Origin of the sequence: Rhodococcus sp. 21391, assembly GCF_016772255.1 — a bacterium.
Lineage (GTDB): Bacteria > Actinomycetota > Actinomycetes > Mycobacteriales > Mycobacteriaceae > Rhodococcus_F > Rhodococcus_F opacus.
This window is the reverse complement of the sequence record NZ_CP063781.1, coordinates 2,682,105-2,697,814: the sequence shown is the minus strand read 5'-3', so window position 1 is coordinate 2,697,814 and position 15,710 is coordinate 2,682,105. Positions and strand designations below refer to the sequence as shown.

Below are 15,710 nucleotides of genomic sequence, written 5' to 3'. Positions count from 1 at the left end.
TGCACAGCGTAAGTACCTCAGGGTGGGTGTGGTTGAGTCTGCACCATGAATGTGGGTGACTGGGCGCTTCTTCTCACCGCTGCGACGGCCGCCGGGTGGGTGGATGCCGTCGTCGGCGGCGGCGGACTGATCCTTATTCCCGCACTGTTTCTCGTCGCACCGCAGCTGACGCCGCAGGCGGCGCTGGCCACCAACAAGCTCACCGCGTTCACCGGCACATCCGCCGCCGTCGTCACGTTCGCGCGCCGCATCCCCATGAACTGGCGGCTGCTGGTTCCCGCCGGCCTGCTCGCGGCGGTGGCGTCCGCGCTCGGCGCGGCAACGGTGTCACGCATCGACAAGGACGTCTTCATCCCGCTCATCATGGCGGTGCTCGTCGGCGTCGCCGTGTTCGTGACGATCCGTCCGCAGCTCGGCACCACGCTGGCGAAGGATCCGCCGACACGGCGGAAGGTAATCGCGGTCGTCCTGCTGTCCGCCGGTCTCCTCGGGTTCTACGACGGACTGTTCGGGCCGGGCACCGGGACATTCCTCATCATCAGTTTCGCCACGTTCCTGGGCACGGAATTCGTACGCAGTGCCGCGATGGCGAAGGTGATCAATCTCGGATCGAATCTCGGTGCGCTGGTGTTCTTCGCCGCCGCCGGCCACGTGCTGTGGGCGCTCGGCCTGGGCATGGCGGTCTGCAACGTGATCGGCGCTATCACCGGATCGCGGATGGCGCTGAGCAAGGGCGCCGGATTCGTCCGGATCACCCTGCTGATCGTGGTGATCGCGATGGTGATCCGGTTGGGTTGGCAGCAATTCGGCTGAGCGACCGACTACGGTGGTCCAGGTGACGGCTCCACGACAGGTTGATCCGGAATTCCTTGCCCTCCCCCTGCGTTCGCTGGCGGACGCGGCACTCGCCGCCGCCCGTGCGGCGGGCGCGTCGCACGCCGACCTGCGGGTGCATCGGCTCACCAGCCAGTCGCTGCGGTTGCGCGACGGCGAAGTGCAGTCGGCGGTGGACACCACCGAACTCGGCTTCGCGGTGCGGGTCGTCGTCGACGGCACCTGGGGTTTCGCCTCGCATGCCGAGCTGACCCCGGCGACCGCCGCCGCGACCGCGGAACAGGCCGTCGCCGTCGCCCGGGCGTTGCGTGGACTGAACCGGGAGCACGTCGAACTCGCCGCCGAACCGGTGCACGCGGACGTCCGCTGGGTGTCCGATTACGACGTCGATCCGTTCGAAGTTCCCGCCTCGGACAAGATTTCGCTGCTCGGTGAATACTCCCGCAGGCTCCTCGCCTCCGACGGCGTCGACCACGTCACCGCCGGATGCCTGCAGGTGAAGGAGCAGACGTTTTACGCCGATCTCGCCGGCTCGTCCATCGTGCAGCAGCGGGTGCGGCTGCATCCGCAACTCGAAGCCACCACCGTCGACCAGTCGGCCGGTGTGTTCGAGACGATGCGTACCCTCACTCCCCCCGTCGGCCGCGGATGGGAGTACGTCGCCGGCGACGGGGTGTGGAACTGGACCGACGAACTCGCCCGGATCCCGGACCTGCTGGCCGAGAAGGTGAAGGCCCCCACCGTGGTGCCCGGTCTCACCGACCTGGTGATCGACCCGACCAACCTGTGGCTGACCATCCACGAATCCATCGGGCACGCCACCGAGTACGACCGCGCCATCGGTTACGAGGCCGCGTATGCCGGCACGTCGTTCGCCACCCCCGACAAGCTCGGCACCCTGCGCTACGGGACGCCGATCATGCACGTCACCGCCGACCGCACCGAGCGGCACGGTCTCGCCACGGTCGGTTATGACGACGAAGGCGTCGAAACCCAGTCCTGGGACCTGGTCGCCGACGGGATTCTCGTCGGCTACCAACTCGACCGGGCGTTCGCGCCCCGTCTCGGGCTGGAGCGTTCCAACGGCTGCTCGTACGCCGACTCGCCCCACCACGTCCCCATCCAGCGGATGGCCAATGTGTCGTTGCAACCCGATCCCGGCGCCGATCGCAGCACCGACGACCTGATCTCCGGTGTGGAGGACGGCATCTACGTGGTCGGCGACAAATCCTGGTCGATCGACATGCAACGCTACAACTTCCAGTTCACCGGTCAGCGGTTCTACCGCATCCGCGGCGGGAAACTCGACGGACAACTCCGCGACGTCGCGTACCAGGCGACGACCACGGACTTCTGGGGTTCGATGGACGCCGTCGGCGGCCGCTCCACCTGGCAGCTCGGCGGCGCCTTCAACTGCGGCAAGGCGCAGCCCGGTCAGGTCGCGGCCGTCAGCCACGGCTGCCCGTCGGCACTCTTCCGCGGCGTCAACGTACTGAACACTCGGACGGAAGGCGGCCGATGATCGCACCGCAGCAACTCGTCGAGCAGGTCCTCGCCCGGGCCACCGTGGACGAAACCATCGTGATCGTCACCGATGCCAGCGAGGCGTCCCTGCGGTGGGCGGGCAACTCGATGACCACCAACGGAGTGTCGACGTCGCGCAGCTGGACCGTCATCTCGATCGTCCGGGTCGGCGAGGACGCGAAGGTCGGCATCGTCACGTCCGCGTCCGTCGACGCCGCCGACATCGACGGCGTGGTCCGCTCGGCCGAAATCGCCGCCCGCACAGCCACACCCGCGTCCGACGCGATGCCGTTGCTCACCGGCACCGACACCGACGAGCGGTGGGACGACTCGGCGGAGCGCACCGAGATCGGCGCGTTCGAACAACTCGCCCAGGATCTGAGCATGGGCTTCGACGGCAGCGACCAGCTCTACGGTTTCGCCCATCACCAGCTGCACACGACCTGGCTGGGCACGTCGACCGGAATCCGGCGCCGGTTCGCCCAGCCGACCGGGTCGGTCGAGATCAACGGCAAACGCGGCGACGCCAGCGCCTGGGTGGGCACCAGCACCAAGGACTTCACGGATGTGGCCAGCGTGAAGTTGCTCCAGGACCTGTCGACACGCCTCGACTGGGCCCGCAACCGGGTGGAGTTGCCCGCGGGCCGTTACGAGACAATCCTGCCGCCGTCCGCAGTCGCGGACCTCATGATCTATCTCATGTGGACCATGGAAGGCCGAGCCGCGGAGGAAGGGCACTCCGCCCTGTCTGCGCCCGGCGGCACCCGCATCGGGGAGAAGCTGAGTGCACTTCCCCTCACCCTCTATTCCGATCCGGCCGCGCTCGGCGTGGAATACACACCGTTCGTCGTCACCGGGTCGTCGTCCGAATCCGTGTCCGTCTTCGACAACGGGATGGACGCGGGCCGGGTCGACTGGATCCGTGACGGCACCGTCAACGCGCTCGCGTACCCGCGGGCGGCGGCGAAGGAATTCGGCGCCGACGTGACCGTGCCCGGCGACAACCTGATCCTCGACGCCGGCGGCTCGGTATCGCTCGACCAGATGGTGGCCGAGACCGAACGGGGGCTGCTGCTGACCACCCTCTGGTACATCCGGGAGGTCGACCCCGCCACCCTGCTGCTCACGGGACTGACGCGGGACGGTGTCTACCTCGTCGAGAACGGGAAGGTCACGGGTGCCGTGAACAACTTCCGGTTCAACGAGAGCCCCCTCGACCTGCTGCGGAGGATCACCCAGGGCGGAGCCACCGAGCGGACGCTGCCCCGGGAATGGAAGGACTGGTTCACCCGAACCGCGATGCCGCCGTTGCGTGTCCCCGACTTCCACATGTCGTCGGTCAGCAAGGCGCTCTGAGTCGCGGATCCTATGCGGACGCTCGTCTAGGTGACAGCCCGTACTGTTTCCGTTATAAATGCTGCAGACATCGCGCATATGAGATTGCTCACTCCAGAGCCGTTTCGCCGCGCATGTCATATTCAGGTCTCCAGAGAACGGGGCCGAAACTCACCGTAGCGCCGCGTGGCCGGCGCATGCGCCGAGTACGTCCCTTGCCCGTCTGACCAGGAGGTTTCATGCACTCCGATACCACCACCCACGAACTGCTCCACGACCACACCAAGGTCACGAGACGGTTCGCTCTCGCCGACGTGGCACTGACGACGTTCGTCTGCCTCGTCTGCGCCACCGGAATCGGCATCATCACCGGTTCAGTTCTCGCCGCCGCGACAGGAGGACTGATCGTCGCCCTCGCCACGGCACTGATGGTGGCAGCGGTATGACCGCGCCGAGACATCAGCGAAGCACCACAATCCAGGAGATCACAGTGTCGAACGACGTACTCGAGGCCGCACCGCCCGCACATCCGATTCCGCACCGTCACCCCGACGGACGCGAGGTTCTCGCCACCGCGAAAGGCATCCTCATCGCCACCCGCGGTTACGGCGACGCCGAGGCGTTCGAGGAGTTGCTCGACGTCTCCCGGCATCACCACGTCAGCGTGATTCGGGCAGCGAAGTCGTTGGTGGAGTTGGCGACTCGGCGACAGCCGTGCCCCTCCGTGACGACGCCCGCACCGTCGTACGCCCTCGAGTTCAAGGAATGGACGACATTGCTGGCGCGGTGACACCGTTCCTGTCCGCCCGGGTGAGACGCTGGTAGCCCCGGTGCGTGAGCCATTCGAGTGGCCCCCGATCGAACCGCCGCAACCACAGGCGTGACACGACGATCAGCGTCGCCGAGACGGCACCGAACAACACGATGGTCGCCGGAACGACGGTGGCGCCGTTCAACCGGGCCGCGAGGCCGAATCCCCAGCCGTAGCAGACGATCGAGCACAGGATGTTCTGCAGCACATAGCAACTGAGCGCAGTGCGGCCGACTCCCGAGAGCGCCCGACCGGCCGGGCCGGGTTCGCGTCCGCCCGCGTAGCGGTGCGCGATCGCGGCGAGTAGCCCCAACGCCACCACCGGAGCGGTCCCGTACCTGCCGAGGATCAGGCCTGCGTCTCCGCCGAACAATCCGAGCGCGACGTCCAGCGGAAGTGCGATTGCCAGGCCCGCGACCATCAGGCGCCGACGCAAGTCGCCGCGGTCCGGGTCGAGGACGCGCGCACCGTAGAGGTGTGCACCGACGAGGAACAGGGCGATCGACAGCGGCAGGATGAAGAGCACCTCGAGCCGGAACAGCAACACGTGGTCGGCGCGGAAGACGACGAGATCCCAGAAGCTGCCGTCCGCATAGGGGTTCGGTGACAGCGGCTGGGGCTCCCGCGCGGGCGCCGAGGACAACGCCGCGACGACGAGGCCCAGCATCGCCGCGTGGACGGTCACCAGACACGCCATCCAGACACGTTGCGCGCGAATGCCTGCGGTCAGGATGAAGGCGACGATCAATCCGGTGAAGGCGTATCCGGTCAGGACGTCGAACTCGGTGAACAGCAGAAAATGCAGTGCTCCATCGAGCATCAGCAGCCCCGCGCGCCACGGGTATCCGCCCGGCCACCGCCGGCCCTGTCGCTGCGCAGAACGCTGCTGGATGAGCAGTCCGACGCCGAACATGATGGTGAGCAGGCCGAGGAACTTGCCCTGCGCGAACTGCTGCAGCACAGCCTGCACCGGGGCCCAGCCGCCGGTGGCTCGTCCGGTGCCATCGATGTACCCCACCAGCCCCTCGACGTTGGTGAAGATCCAGATGTTGGTGGCGAGAGTGCCCAGGATGGCCGCACCGCGCATGACGTCGAGTGCGGCATAGCGGTGGGAACTCGACAGTTGCGACGTCATACCTTCAGCCTCTCCAGTACTTTTTAGTACGATCGTGCCAACAAGGCATCATGCTAGCACGGCCGTGTTAACATGGCGGGGTGCCGAAGCTCATCGACCACGACCGAAGGCAGCAGGAGATCGCCGAGGCCGTGTGGCGGGTGATCCAACGCGAGGGCATCGGCGCCGTGTCCGTACGCGATGTGGCCGCCGAGGCCGGAATCTCGAGCGGATCGCTCCGACACGTGTTCGCCAGCAAGGCCGAACTCCTCGCCTATTCGATGCGGCTCGTCGCAACGCGTGTCCGCGAACGAGCACAGGCCCACGCGTCGATCACCGACCCGTGGCAGCGCGCCCTCGCGGTGCTGGACGAAGTCCTCCCGCTCGACGACCGCCGACGCTGCGAATTGGAGGTGAACCTCGCCCTCGTCGCGGAAAGCCCCGCCCATCCACTACTGAAAGACATCGCCCTCGATGCCCAACGGCAACTCCGCGGTGCCTGCGCCGCGATCCTGACCGGCCTCGCTCAGCGGGGCCTGATCGCGCCCGACATCGACGTCGACACCGAGGCGATGCGCCTGCACGCACTCGTCGACGGCGCGGCGATGCACGTCCTGCTCGGGGACACCGACACCCCGGAAACCGCTCAGCGGATGATCGCCGAGCACCTTCGCGCACTCGCCTGACCGGAGCGCTGCCGATCAACCGACCACGCGCCAGCACTGGACAGGTTCCACATCACGGCCGCCCACGCCGAGCGGAGACCTGATTACCGGTCCTCGGCCGTGACGGCGAGTCCGATGGTTCCGGTCTTTCCTCGACGCAGGAGGCTGCCTTTCATCGTGAGCCAGCCGAGGATGCCGTACTTGCGGGCGATCACGTCCCTCGTGTGATCGGTGCCGGCGGCGTCGAGGATGACCGCGCGGGCGGGAACCTCGGGGCCTTTCGGCTTGCCGCGCGCATCGCACGCGGCCACCGTCACCTCCGGGTTGCGGCGGATGCGTTTGACCTTGTAGGAGTCGGTGACCGTCCACATCAGCAGGCGGTCACCGTCGGCGGCGGCCCACAGCGGTGTCGCCACCGCGGTGCCGTCTTTCCGAAACGTGGTGAGCAGGACGTACTTCGCGGACGACACCCGGTCGAATTCTGTGGTCACCGGCCCCATGCTAGACCGAACCGCGGAGCCCGACGGGTGCTCAGTCTCCTTCGAGTTCGCCTTCGGTCTCGAGGTACACCTGCCGCAGGCCGTCGAGGGTCTGCTGCTCGGGGTGCTCCCACATGTTCCGCTCGGCCGCCTCGAGCAGGCGTTCGGCGATGCCGTGCAGGGCCCAGGGGTTGGACTGTTCCATGAACTTGCGGTTCTGCTCGTCCAGCACGTACGACTCGGCGAGCTTCTCGTACATCCAGTCGGCGACGACGTTGGTGGTGGCGTCGTATCCGAACAGGTAGTCGACGGTGGCCGCCATCTCGAACGCACCCTTGTATCCGTGGCGTCGCATCGCCTCGAGCCACCGCGGGTTCACGACGCGGGCGCGGAACACCCGGGACGTCTCCTCCGACAGGGTTCGGGTGCGCACCGACTCGGGCCGGGTGCTGTCGCCGATGTATGCCTCGGGCGACTTTCCGGTGAGAGCCCGCACGGTGGCGACCATGCCGCCGTGGTACTGGAAGTAGTCGTCGGCGTCGGCGATGTCGTGTTCGCGGGTGTCGGTGTTCTTGGCCGCCACGGTGATTCGACGGTATGCGGTCCGCATGTCGTCGGCGGCGGGGGCGCCGTCGAGTCCGCGGCCGTACGCGAAACCACCCCACGTGGTGTACACGTCGGCGAGGTCGGCGTCGCCGCGCCAGCTCTTGGAGTCGATCAGCTGCAGCAGCCCGGCCCCGTAGGTGCCCGGCTTCGACCCGAAGATGCGGGTGGTCGCGCGGCGTTCGTCGCCGTGCTCGGCGAGATCCGCCTGCGCATGCGCGCGCACGAAGTTGCTCTCCGACGGTTCGTCCAACGCGGCGACGAGCCGGACGGCGTCGTCGAGCAGTGCCAGGACGTGCGGGAACGCGTCACGGAAGAAGCCACTGATCCGGACCGTGACATCGATACGCGGCCGGCCAAGTTCCTCGAGGTCGATCACCTCGAGGTTCACCACGCGGCGACTCGCCTCGTCCCACACCGGGCGCACACCGAGGAGCGCGAAGACCTCGGCGATGTCGTCTCCGGAGGTGCGCATCGCGGACGTGCCCCACACGGACAGACCCACCGAGCGCGGCCACTCTCCGTGATCGGACTTGTAGCGGTCCAGCAACGATTCGGCCATCGCCTGGCCGGTCTCCCAGGCGAGCCGGGACGGCACGGCCTTCGGGTCGACGGAGTAGAAGTTGCGGCCCGTCGGGAGCACGTTGATCAGCCCGCGCAGCGGCGAACCGCTCGGCCCGGCGGCGATGAATCCGCCGTCGAGCGCGTGCAGCACCTGGGCGATCTCGTTGTCGGTCTCGCGAAGGCGGGGCACCACCTCGGTGGCGGCGAAGCGCAGGATCTTCGCGACGGTGGCGTCGTCGGTGAGGGTGTCGGCGGCGTCCGGTTTCCAGTCGGCGTCGTGCATGCCCTGCACCAGTGCGTGCGCCTGCTGCTCGATGTCGTCGACGCGGGTACGGGATTCGTCGCCGTCCTCGCTGAGGCCGAGCGCCTCGCGGAGTCCGGGGACGTTCTGCTCGCCGCCCCACATCTGCCGGGCGCGGAGCATCGCGAGCACCAGTTCGACTTCCGCGTCGTCGCGGGGTGCGGCACCGAGGATGTGGAGGCCGTCACGGATCTGGACGTCCTTGATCTCACACAGCCAGCCGTCGACGTGCAGCAGCATGTCGTCGAACACGTCCTCGTCGGGACGTTCCTCGAGTCCGAGGTCGTGGTCCATCTTGGCGGCGCGCATCAGCGTCCAGATCTGCTGACGAATGGCCGGCAGCTTGGACGGGTCGAGCGCGGAGATGTTCGAGTGCTCGTCGAGCAGCTGCTCGAGCCGCGAGATGTCGCCGTAGCTCTCGGCGCGGGCCATCGGCGGGATCAGGTGATCGACGAGAGTCGCGTGGGCACGGCGCTTGGCCTGCGTGCCCTCCCCCGGATCGTTGACCAGGAACGGGTAGATCAGCGGCAGGTCGCCGAGTGCGGCGTCGGTGCCGCACGACGCGGACATGCCGAGTGTCTTGCCGGGCAGCCATTCGAGGTTGCCGTGCTTGCCGAGATGGACGACGGCGTCGGCGCCGAAACCGCCGGCGGCGGCGTCCGCGGCGATCCACCGGTAGGCGGCGAGGTAGTGGTGGCTCGGCGGTAGATCCGGGTCGTGGTAGATCGCGACCGGCTTCTCCCCGAATCCGCGCGGCGGCTGCACCATCAGCACGAGATTCCCGAACTGCATTGCGGCGATGACGATTTCACCGGCGGGATCCTGCGAGCGGTCGACGTACAGTTCGCCCGGCGCCGGCCCCCAGTGCTCCTCGACGCCCTCGCGCAGTTCGGCGGGCAGCGCCGAGAACCACTCGCGGTAGCGGGCCGCGGAGATCCGGATCGGGTTGCCCTCGAGCTGCTCCGCGGTCAGCCAGTCCGGGTCCTGGCCGCCGGCGGCGATGAGGGCGTGGATCAGCGCGTCGCCGTCCTGGGCGGCGAGACCCGGCACGGAATCCGGTCCGTCCGCCGGGCCGAGGTCGTATCCGGCGGCCCGCATCTCGGTGAGCAACCGGATCGCGCTGGCCGGCGTGTCGAGACCGACGGCGTTGCCGATGCGGGCGTGCTTCGTCGGGTACGCCGACAGCATCAGAGCGATCCGGCGGTCGGACGCGGGGATGTGCCGGAGCCGGGCGTGCCGGACGGCGATGCCCGCCACCCGGGAGGCGCGCTCGGCGTCGGGAACATAGGTGGAGAGACCGTCCGCGTCGATCTCCTTGAACGAGAACGGCACCGTGATCAGCCGGCCGTCGAACTCGGGGACCGCGACCTGGGTGGCGACGTCGAGCGGCGACAATCCGTCGTCGTTGGACTCCCACGATTCACGGCTGCTGGTCAGGCACAGTCCCTGCAGGATCGGCACGTCCAGCGCGGCCAGCGCGGCGACGTCCCACGCCTCGTCGTCGCCACCGGCCGAGACGCCGGCCGGCTTGGTGCCGCCGGCGGCGAGCACGGTGACCACCATCGCGTCCGCCCGGCGCAGCGTGTTCAGCAACTCCGGTTCGGCGGTGCGCAGCGACGCGCAGAAGATCGGCAGCGGGGTGCCGCCCGCCGCGACGACGGCGTCGCACAGCGCCTCGATGTAGCGGGTGTTCCCGGCCAGGTGCTGCGCGCGGTAGTAGAGAACGGCGATCGTGGGGCGGTCCGGGTTCCCGTCGGGAGCGAACGGCGCGACACCCCAGCTCGGCAGGTGGACCGGCGCCTCGAAACCGTGACCGGTCAGCAGCACGGTGTCCGACAGGAAGTGGTGCAGTTGGGCGAGGTTGTCGGCGCCGCCCTCGGCGAGATAGTTGTGTGCCTCCGCCGACACACCGGCAGTGACCGTCGAGCACTCCATCAGCTCGGCGTCCGGGGCGTGCTCGCCGCCGAGGACCACCACCGGCAGTCCGCTGGCGAGGACCGCGTCGAGGCCCTCCTCCCACGCCCGCCGGCCACCGAGGATGCGCACCACCACCAGGTCGGCGCCGTCGAGCAGTCCCGGCAGATCCTCCTCGACCAGCAGCCGTGCCGGGTTGGCCCAGCGGTAGTCCGCCCCGCTGGCGCGTGCGCTGAGCAGGTCGGTGTCGGAGGTGGAGAGCAGCAGGATCACGTGTGGAGCCTTCCTGGGGGTGTCGCGCCCCGTGGCGGTGGTTCTGTGCGGAACCGTAGGTCGGAGGACGGCAGGTGAGGGTCTGGCTCGCCCACCGGTTTCGGCGGGCTCACAGTGGCGCGACCGCACCGGATTTTCACCGGCTTCCTCTCCTGCTGTCGCAAGTGCTGGTGATGCTACCCGGGGCCGGACGTAACCTGGGACCATGGTCGACTCCCGTTCCCGCCCCGACGCATGCCCCGGCGCGCTGCAGGTCCACCGGGCCGCCGACGGTGCCCTCGCCCGGGTGCGCCTCCCCGGAGGTGTGCTGACCTCCACCCAGCTGCAGACCCTCGCGGAATCGGCCCGCGACCTCGGAAACGGCGAGATCGAACTGACCTCCCGCGGCAACGCGCAACTGCGGGCGGTCCGCGATCCGCAGGAGTTCGCCCGCCGCCTCGCCGACGCGGGCCTCCTGCCGTCGGAGACCCACGAGCGGGTCCGCAACATCCTCGTCTCGCCGCTGACCGGCCGGATCGGTGGTGTCGCGGACCTGCGGGATCTGGTCGACGAACTCGACCGAACGTTGTGCGCGGACGCCGCGCTGGCGGACCTGCCCGGCCGCACGCTGTTCACCCTCGACGACGGACGCGGCGACGTGTCGGCGCTCGGCGGCGATTTCGGCGTCCATGCGGTGAGCGAGACGGAGGTCGCCCTGGTCCTCGCCGGTCGCGACAGCGGTGCCCGGATCGCGGCGACGGAATCGGTGGCGGTGCTCCTGGACGCCGCCCGCGTCTTCCTGGAGCTGCGCGATCAGCACTGGCGGCTGTCCGAGATCGCCGACGGGGTCGAACGGGTCCTGTCGGCGTTGACGCTCGCACCGACCGCCGACCCGGTGAGCGGGTTCGACGACCATCGGCCGCCGATCGGGTGGCTCGACCAACCGGACGGCAACGTGACCCTCGGCGGCGGCCTCGCGTTCGGGATCCTCGATGCCCGGCTGGCTGAGTTTCTCGCCGCGGTCGAGAAGCCGGTGATCGTCACGCCGTGGAAATCGGTGTTGCTGTGCGATCTCGACGAGTGGTCCGCCGAGCAGGTGGTCCGGGTCCTCGCCCCGATGGGCCTGATCTTCGACGAGAACTCGCCGTGGCTGAACGTCAGCGCCTGCACCGGGCAACCCGGCTGCGAGAAGGCGCTCGCCGACGTGCGATCCGACGCGCGGAACGCCGTCGCGAGCGGCGAACTCCCGGTGGAGGGCCGGCAGCACTGGTCGGGCTGCGAGCGGTGCTGCGGGCGGCCCAAGGGTGAGGTCGCCGACGTCGTCGCCACGGAGACGGGTTACCGGGTGGAGGAGCCGTGACCTCGGTGCCTCTATCGTGAGCGGATGATCGAGTACATCCGAGACGGCGCGGAGATCTACCGCCAGTCCTTCGCCACGATCCGCGCCGAGGCGGATCTCAGTGCCTTTCCCGAGGACGTCTCGCAGGCCGTGGTCCGCATGATCCACGCAAGCGGTCAGGTCGACCTCGTGGACGACGTCGCGTTCACCCCCGGTGTCGTGAAGGCCGCCCGCGCGGCGCTGGCGGGCGGCGCCCCGATCCTGTGCGACGCGCAGATGGTCGCTGCCGGCGTGACCCGGAAGCGTCTGCCTGCGGACAACGAAGTCCTCTGCACGCTGCGCGACCCCCGGGTCCCCGTGCTGGCGGAGCAGATCGGGAACACCCGCTCGGCGGCCGCACTCGAATTGTGGGGCAGCAAACTCGACGGTGCCGTCGTCGCGATCGGCAACGCCCCGACCGCGTTGTTCTACCTGCTGGACATGATCGAATCCGGGGCACCCCGGCCTGCCGCGATCGTGGGCGGTCCGGTCGGCTTCATCGGTGCGGCGGAGTCGAAGGAAGCGTTGATCGAGCACCCGAGCGGACTGGACTATCTGGTGGTCCGCGGCCGCCGGGGTGGCAGCGCTATCACGGCTGCGGCTTTGAATGCGATTGCGAGCGAGATCGAATGAGCTCCGACGAGCGGGTGACCGGAAAACTGTGGGGCGTCGGCATCGGACCGGGCGACCCGGAACTGGTGACGGTCAAGGCCGCGCGGGTCATCGCCGAGGCCGATGTGGTGGCGTTCCACAGCGCCCGGCACGGCAAGAGCATCTCCCGCGCGGTCGCGGCGCCGTACCTGCGGGACGGTCAGATCGAGGAGCACCTCGTCTACCCCGTCACCATCGAGACCGTCGACCACCCCGGCGGGTACCAGGGGGCGATGGACGAGTTCTACGAGGAGGCGTCGCAGCGACTCGCCGCCCACCTCGAAGCCGGCCGGTCGGTCGCGCTCCTCGCCGCGGGCGACCCGCTGTTCTACAGCTCCTACATGCACATGCACAAGAGGCTGGCGCAGCGCTTCGAGGCGGAGGTCATTCCCGGGGTCACGTCGATCAGCGCCGCCTCCGCCGCGCTGGCGATGCCGCTCGTCGAGGGCGAGGAGATCCTCACCGTCCTGCCTGGAACGCTGCCCCGCGGCGAGCTGACGCGGCGCCTGCGGGAGACCGACGCCGCCGCGATCCTGAAACTCGGACGCACCTACCCGGCCGTCCGGCAGGCGTTGAAGGACTCCGGCCGCATCGACGAGACGTGGTACGTCGAGCGGGCCAGCACGACCCGGCAGAAGATCGACGCCGCGGACGACGTCTCGGACAGCGACGTCCCCTACTTCTCGATCGCCATCGTGCCCAGCCCGTCGAACGCGCGCCGCGACGACGCGGCACCGCAGGGCGAACTCGTCGTCGTCGGGCTCGGTCCCGGCGATCAGGCCTGGACGACACCGGAAGTGCAGCACGAACTGTCGCTCGCCACCGACCTCGTCGGCTACGGCCCCTACATCGACCGGGTCCCCGAACGTCCCGGCCAGCGCCGTCACTCCAGCGACAACCGCGTCGAGGCCGAACGTGCCGCGATGGCACTCGACCTGGCCAAGAACGGGGCCCGCGTCGCCGTCGTGTCGTCCGGTGACCCGGGTGTGTTCGCCATGGCCGCCGCGGTGCTGGAAGTCGCGGCCGAGGAGCAGTGGCGCGGCGTCCCCGTGCGCGTCCTGCCCGGCATGACCGCCGCGAATGCCGTCGCGAGCCGGGTCGGCGCACCCCTCGGGCACGATTACGCCGTCCTGTCGCTGTCGGACCGGCTCAAGCCGTGGGACGTGGTGGCGCAGCGCATCTCCGCGGTCGCGAGCGCCGACATGGCCTTCGCCGTCTACAACCCCGCGTCGAAGTCACGCACCTGGCAGGTCGCCGCGATGCGCGATCTGGTTCTCGAGCACCGCTCCCCCGACACCCCGGTGATCATCGGCCGCGACGTGGCCGGCGCGCAGGAGTCGGTGCGGGTCGTGCGGCTCGCGGACCTCGACCCGGCCGAGATCGACATGCGGTGTCTGCTCATCGTGGGCTCCTCCATGACGACCGTCGTCGAGAACGAACACGGAACGAGGGTGTTCACGCCCCGGCGTTATCCGGGCTGAGTACCTCAGTCGACACGGCCGGAGCGGAGTTCGGTCACCGCGATCCGGGCGGCGTGCCCGATCGCGGCATCGACCACAGGAAGCACGGGATCGGTTCGGGCGGCGCGGGTGAAGACGGCGACCGCGACGGGAGTCTCGCCGGGAAACGTCACGACGGCCACCTCGTTGCGGATGGCGCCGATTGTCCCGGTCTTCCCGGCGACGTCCACCTCGGAATACGGGAACCCGGACCGGATGCGGTGCTGCCAGATCTGCGCGGACATCACGTGCCGGACAAACTCGCCCTGCGGCCCGGGCACCGCCCTACCGGTCCAGATCGCGTCGAGAAGCGAGGTCATCTCCCGCGGAGTCGTCGCGCTCGCATACGACGGGTCGTAGGCGGACACGGTCCACGCCTCGTCGTTGTCGGCCAGTGCCGCGAATGCTTCGGCGGTGGTGTGCGCGTGGGCGTCGATCACCAGGCTGCGGTGCGCATCCGCTGTGCCGCCGATGATGCGCGTGCTCGTCATGCCCAACTCGGACAGCGCCCGCTCGACGCTCTCCAGTCCCACCTGCCCGAGAACGAGGTCGGCGGCGGCGTTGTCGGACACGGTCATCATCGACAGCGCCAGATCCCGCCAGCTCAGCACCACGGGATCCCGGAACGTCGACACCCCCGTCGGCCCCGGCGTGCAGTCGGCCGGATTGATCCGGACGGTCGCGGTCGGCGACAACTCCCCGGATTCGAAAGCACGGCACAGGGCTACGAGTAGCGGAAGTTTGTAGACCGACGCCAGAACCACGAGGTCGTCCGCGCCGACCGCGATGTCACCCCCGTCGTCGATCGGGGTCCCGACGCGGCGGGCGTGCAGCCATCCAGTGCACCCGGCGTCGGCGAAGACGTCACGGATCCGCTTCTCCGCCGACGCGGTCATCGATCGGCCCTCAGCAGCACCCGGTCGAGGGCGGCAGCGGACGGTGCGACGTCGGCCCCGGAGCGCCAGACGATGCGCAGGCGCAGCGCGAGATCTTCACGCAGCAGATCGACCCAGGCCACACCCGGCATGACCGTCGGTGCCGTCGCCGTCACCCCGAAATGACCGCCTGCGGCCACGTGCGTGAGAATCTCTCGCGGACCCGGTGCGACCACGATGTCCGGGTCCGCACCCCGGGCCCGCCACAGGTCGACGAACAGGTCATGGGCAGGCGGATTGTCCGACCGTGGACCGGTGGCGAGGGCCAGTCCGCGCAGCATCCGGACCTGCGCCTTCCTCGCGACCGCCGCCGGGTGGTCGTCCGGCACCACGACCCACCGTCGAAGCTTCAGCACCGGCCCGCTGTCGACGCCGGTGAGCAGAGCGGGATGTTCGACCACGGCGACGTCGAGACTGCCCGTGCGGACGGCGTCCACCAGTTCGGTGGTGGACGCCGTGGTCGTCACCACCCGGGTGGGCCGGGCCTCGTCCGCGTCGCGAAGAGCACGGACACACCGCACCACCACACCGTCGGCCACCGAGTGCGGGACACCCCACCGCACCACCGCATCGCGACCGCCGGCGATGCGGTGCGCCTCGTCCTCGAATCGGGCCGCGTCGGCAACGAGAAGCCGCGCACGCGGGAGCAATTGGCGTCCGGCATCGGTGAGCCCGACTCCTCGGGCACTGCGCTGGACCAGCTCCGCACCGAGTCGCTGTTCGAGCCGCCGCACTCCCTGTGACAGCGGCGGTTGCGTCATACCGAGCCGGGATGCGGCGTTGCCGAAATGTCCCTCTTCCGCAACGGCGACAAAGAAACTCAGGTGGCGGAGCAGATCCATGGCGACCAT

At 69.1% G+C, this 15,710-nt stretch carries 14 protein-coding genes and 1 riboswitch; of the genes, 9 read left to right on the top strand and 5 right to left on the bottom strand.

Annotation, left to right across the window (positions count from 1 at the left end; translation table 11 throughout):
* Nucleotides 1-45: 45 nt before the first annotated feature.
* The 5 genes from GO592_RS12715 (at nt 46) to GO592_RS12695 (ending at nt 4,483) form a co-directional block, all read left to right on the top strand.
* Nucleotides 46-813 carry a TSUP family transporter gene (locus GO592_RS12715; RefSeq protein ID WP_005573638.1) on the top strand — a complete coding sequence of 256 codons (768 nt, stop codon included), beginning with the start codon at nt 46-48 and terminating at the stop codon, nt 811-813.
* Nucleotides 814-835: 22 nt separating this feature from the next.
* The gene (locus GO592_RS12710) at nt 836-2,356 is read left to right on the top strand and encodes a TldD/PmbA family protein (RefSeq protein ID WP_007295620.1); all 1,521 of its coding nucleotides are present in this window, start codon (nt 836-838) and stop codon (nt 2,354-2,356) included.
* Nucleotides 2,353-3,714, top strand: coding sequence for a metallopeptidase TldD-related protein (locus GO592_RS12705; RefSeq protein ID WP_007295621.1), 1,362 nt, complete (start codon nt 2,353-2,355; stop codon nt 3,712-3,714). The genes GO592_RS12710 and GO592_RS12705 overlap by 4 nt, the downstream gene beginning before the upstream one ends.
* 218 nt (nt 3,715-3,932) lie before the next feature.
* Nucleotides 3,933-4,139: a hypothetical protein gene (locus GO592_RS12700; protein WP_007295622.1), complete on the top strand. Its 207-nt coding sequence runs from the start codon at nt 3,933-3,935 to the stop codon at nt 4,137-4,139.
* A complete protein-coding gene (locus GO592_RS12695; protein WP_007295623.1) occupies nt 4,136-4,483 on the top strand; it encodes an ANTAR domain-containing protein in 348 nt (115 codons plus the stop codon). The genes GO592_RS12700 and GO592_RS12695 overlap by 4 nt, the downstream gene beginning before the upstream one ends.
* Here GO592_RS12695 and GO592_RS12690 read toward each other — a convergent pair.
* Nucleotides 4,452-5,639, bottom strand: coding sequence for a DUF418 domain-containing protein (locus GO592_RS12690; RefSeq protein ID WP_007295624.1), 1,188 nt, complete (start codon nt 5,637-5,639; stop codon nt 4,452-4,454). The genes GO592_RS12695 and GO592_RS12690 overlap by 32 nt on opposite strands.
* An 80-nt stretch (nt 5,640-5,719) precedes the next feature.
* On the opposite strand from GO592_RS12690, the gene GO592_RS12685 reads away from it, so the two are divergent.
* A complete protein-coding gene (locus GO592_RS12685) occupies nt 5,720-6,304 on the top strand; it encodes a TetR/AcrR family transcriptional regulator (RefSeq protein ID WP_007295625.1) in 585 nt (194 codons plus the stop codon).
* Nucleotides 6,305-6,387: 83 nt separating this feature from the next.
* Here the strand turns inward: GO592_RS12685 and GO592_RS12680 are convergent, their stop codons facing one another.
* Together GO592_RS12680 and cobN are read right to left on the bottom strand one after the other, a co-directional pair.
* A complete protein-coding gene (locus GO592_RS12680) occupies nt 6,388-6,783 on the bottom strand; it encodes a PPOX class F420-dependent oxidoreductase (protein WP_005260695.1) in 396 nt (131 codons plus the stop codon).
* Between the two features lie 31 nt (nt 6,784-6,814).
* Nucleotides 6,815-10,417 carry a cobaltochelatase subunit CobN gene (gene cobN / locus GO592_RS12675; protein WP_007295626.1) on the bottom strand — a complete coding sequence of 1,201 codons (3,603 nt, stop codon included), beginning with the start codon at nt 10,415-10,417 and terminating at the stop codon, nt 6,815-6,817.
* Between the two features lie 56 nt (nt 10,418-10,473).
* A riboswitch (cobalamin riboswitch) is annotated at nt 10,474-10,616 on the bottom strand.
* Nucleotides 10,617-10,622: 6 nt separating this feature from the next.
* Between cobN and cobG the strand changes: the two genes are divergently transcribed.
* The 3 genes from cobG to GO592_RS12660 are packed head-to-tail and all read left to right on the top strand — an operon-like array spanning nt 10,623 to nt 13,906.
* Complete coding sequence (gene cobG, locus GO592_RS12670; RefSeq protein ID WP_007295627.1) at nt 10,623-11,756, top strand: precorrin-3B synthase; 1,134 nt, start codon at nt 10,623-10,625, stop codon at nt 11,754-11,756.
* Nucleotides 11,757-11,780: 24 nt separating this feature from the next.
* Nucleotides 11,781-12,407: a precorrin-8X methylmutase gene (locus GO592_RS12665; RefSeq protein WP_005260698.1), complete on the top strand. Its 627-nt coding sequence runs from the start codon at nt 11,781-11,783 to the stop codon at nt 12,405-12,407.
* The gene (locus GO592_RS12660) at nt 12,404-13,906 is read left to right on the top strand and encodes a precorrin-2 C(20)-methyltransferase (protein ID WP_007295628.1); all 1,503 of its coding nucleotides are present in this window, start codon (nt 12,404-12,406) and stop codon (nt 13,904-13,906) included. Before GO592_RS12665 ends, GO592_RS12660 begins: the two co-directional genes overlap by 4 nt.
* Nucleotides 13,907-13,911: 5 nt before the next feature.
* Here the strand turns inward: GO592_RS12660 and GO592_RS12655 are convergent, their stop codons facing one another.
* Both GO592_RS12655 and GO592_RS12650 read right to left on the bottom strand, forming a co-directional pair.
* Nucleotides 13,912-14,820 carry a serine hydrolase gene (locus GO592_RS12655; RefSeq protein ID WP_007295629.1) on the bottom strand — a complete coding sequence of 303 codons (909 nt, stop codon included), beginning with the start codon at nt 14,818-14,820 and terminating at the stop codon, nt 13,912-13,914.
* On the bottom strand, nt 14,817-15,710 hold the full coding sequence (locus GO592_RS12650; protein WP_005260701.1) for a LysR family transcriptional regulator: 894 nt from the start codon (nt 15,708-15,710) through the stop codon (nt 14,817-14,819). The genes GO592_RS12655 and GO592_RS12650 overlap by 4 nt, the downstream gene beginning before the upstream one ends.

What these genes read in the sequence shown, in the direction of transcription:
- GO592_RS12665 (WP_005260698.1), top strand. Translation starts at nt 11,781, where the DNA reads ATGATCGAGTACATCCGAGACGGCGCGGAGATCTACCGCCAGTCCTTC.
- GO592_RS12700 (WP_007295622.1), top strand. Translation starts at nt 3,933, where the DNA reads ATGCACTCCGATACCACCACCCACGAACTGCTCCACGACCACACCAAG.
- GO592_RS12680 (WP_005260695.1), bottom strand. Translation starts at nt 6,783, where the DNA reads ATGGGGCCGGTGACCACAGAATTCGACCGGGTGTCGTCCGCGAAGTAC.
- GO592_RS12650 (WP_005260701.1), bottom strand. Translation starts at nt 15,710, where the DNA reads ATGGTCGCCATGGATCTGCTCCGCCACCTGAGTTTCTTTGTCGCCGTT.
- GO592_RS12695 (WP_007295623.1), top strand. Translation starts at nt 4,136, where the DNA reads ATGACCGCGCCGAGACATCAGCGAAGCACCACAATCCAGGAGATCACA.
- GO592_RS12690 (WP_007295624.1), bottom strand. Translation starts at nt 5,639, where the DNA reads ATGACGTCGCAACTGTCGAGTTCCCACCGCTATGCCGCACTCGACGTC.
- GO592_RS12655 (WP_007295629.1), bottom strand. Translation starts at nt 14,820, where the DNA reads ATGACCGCGTCGGCGGAGAAGCGGATCCGTGACGTCTTCGCCGACGCC.
- GO592_RS12660 (WP_007295628.1), top strand. Translation starts at nt 12,404, where the DNA reads ATGAGCTCCGACGAGCGGGTGACCGGAAAACTGTGGGGCGTCGGCATC.
- cobG (WP_007295627.1), top strand. Translation starts at nt 10,623, where the DNA reads ATGGTCGACTCCCGTTCCCGCCCCGACGCATGCCCCGGCGCGCTGCAG.
- GO592_RS12705 (WP_007295621.1), top strand. Translation starts at nt 2,353, where the DNA reads ATGATCGCACCGCAGCAACTCGTCGAGCAGGTCCTCGCCCGGGCCACC.
- GO592_RS12715 (WP_005573638.1), top strand. Translation starts at nt 46, where the DNA reads ATGAATGTGGGTGACTGGGCGCTTCTTCTCACCGCTGCGACGGCCGCC.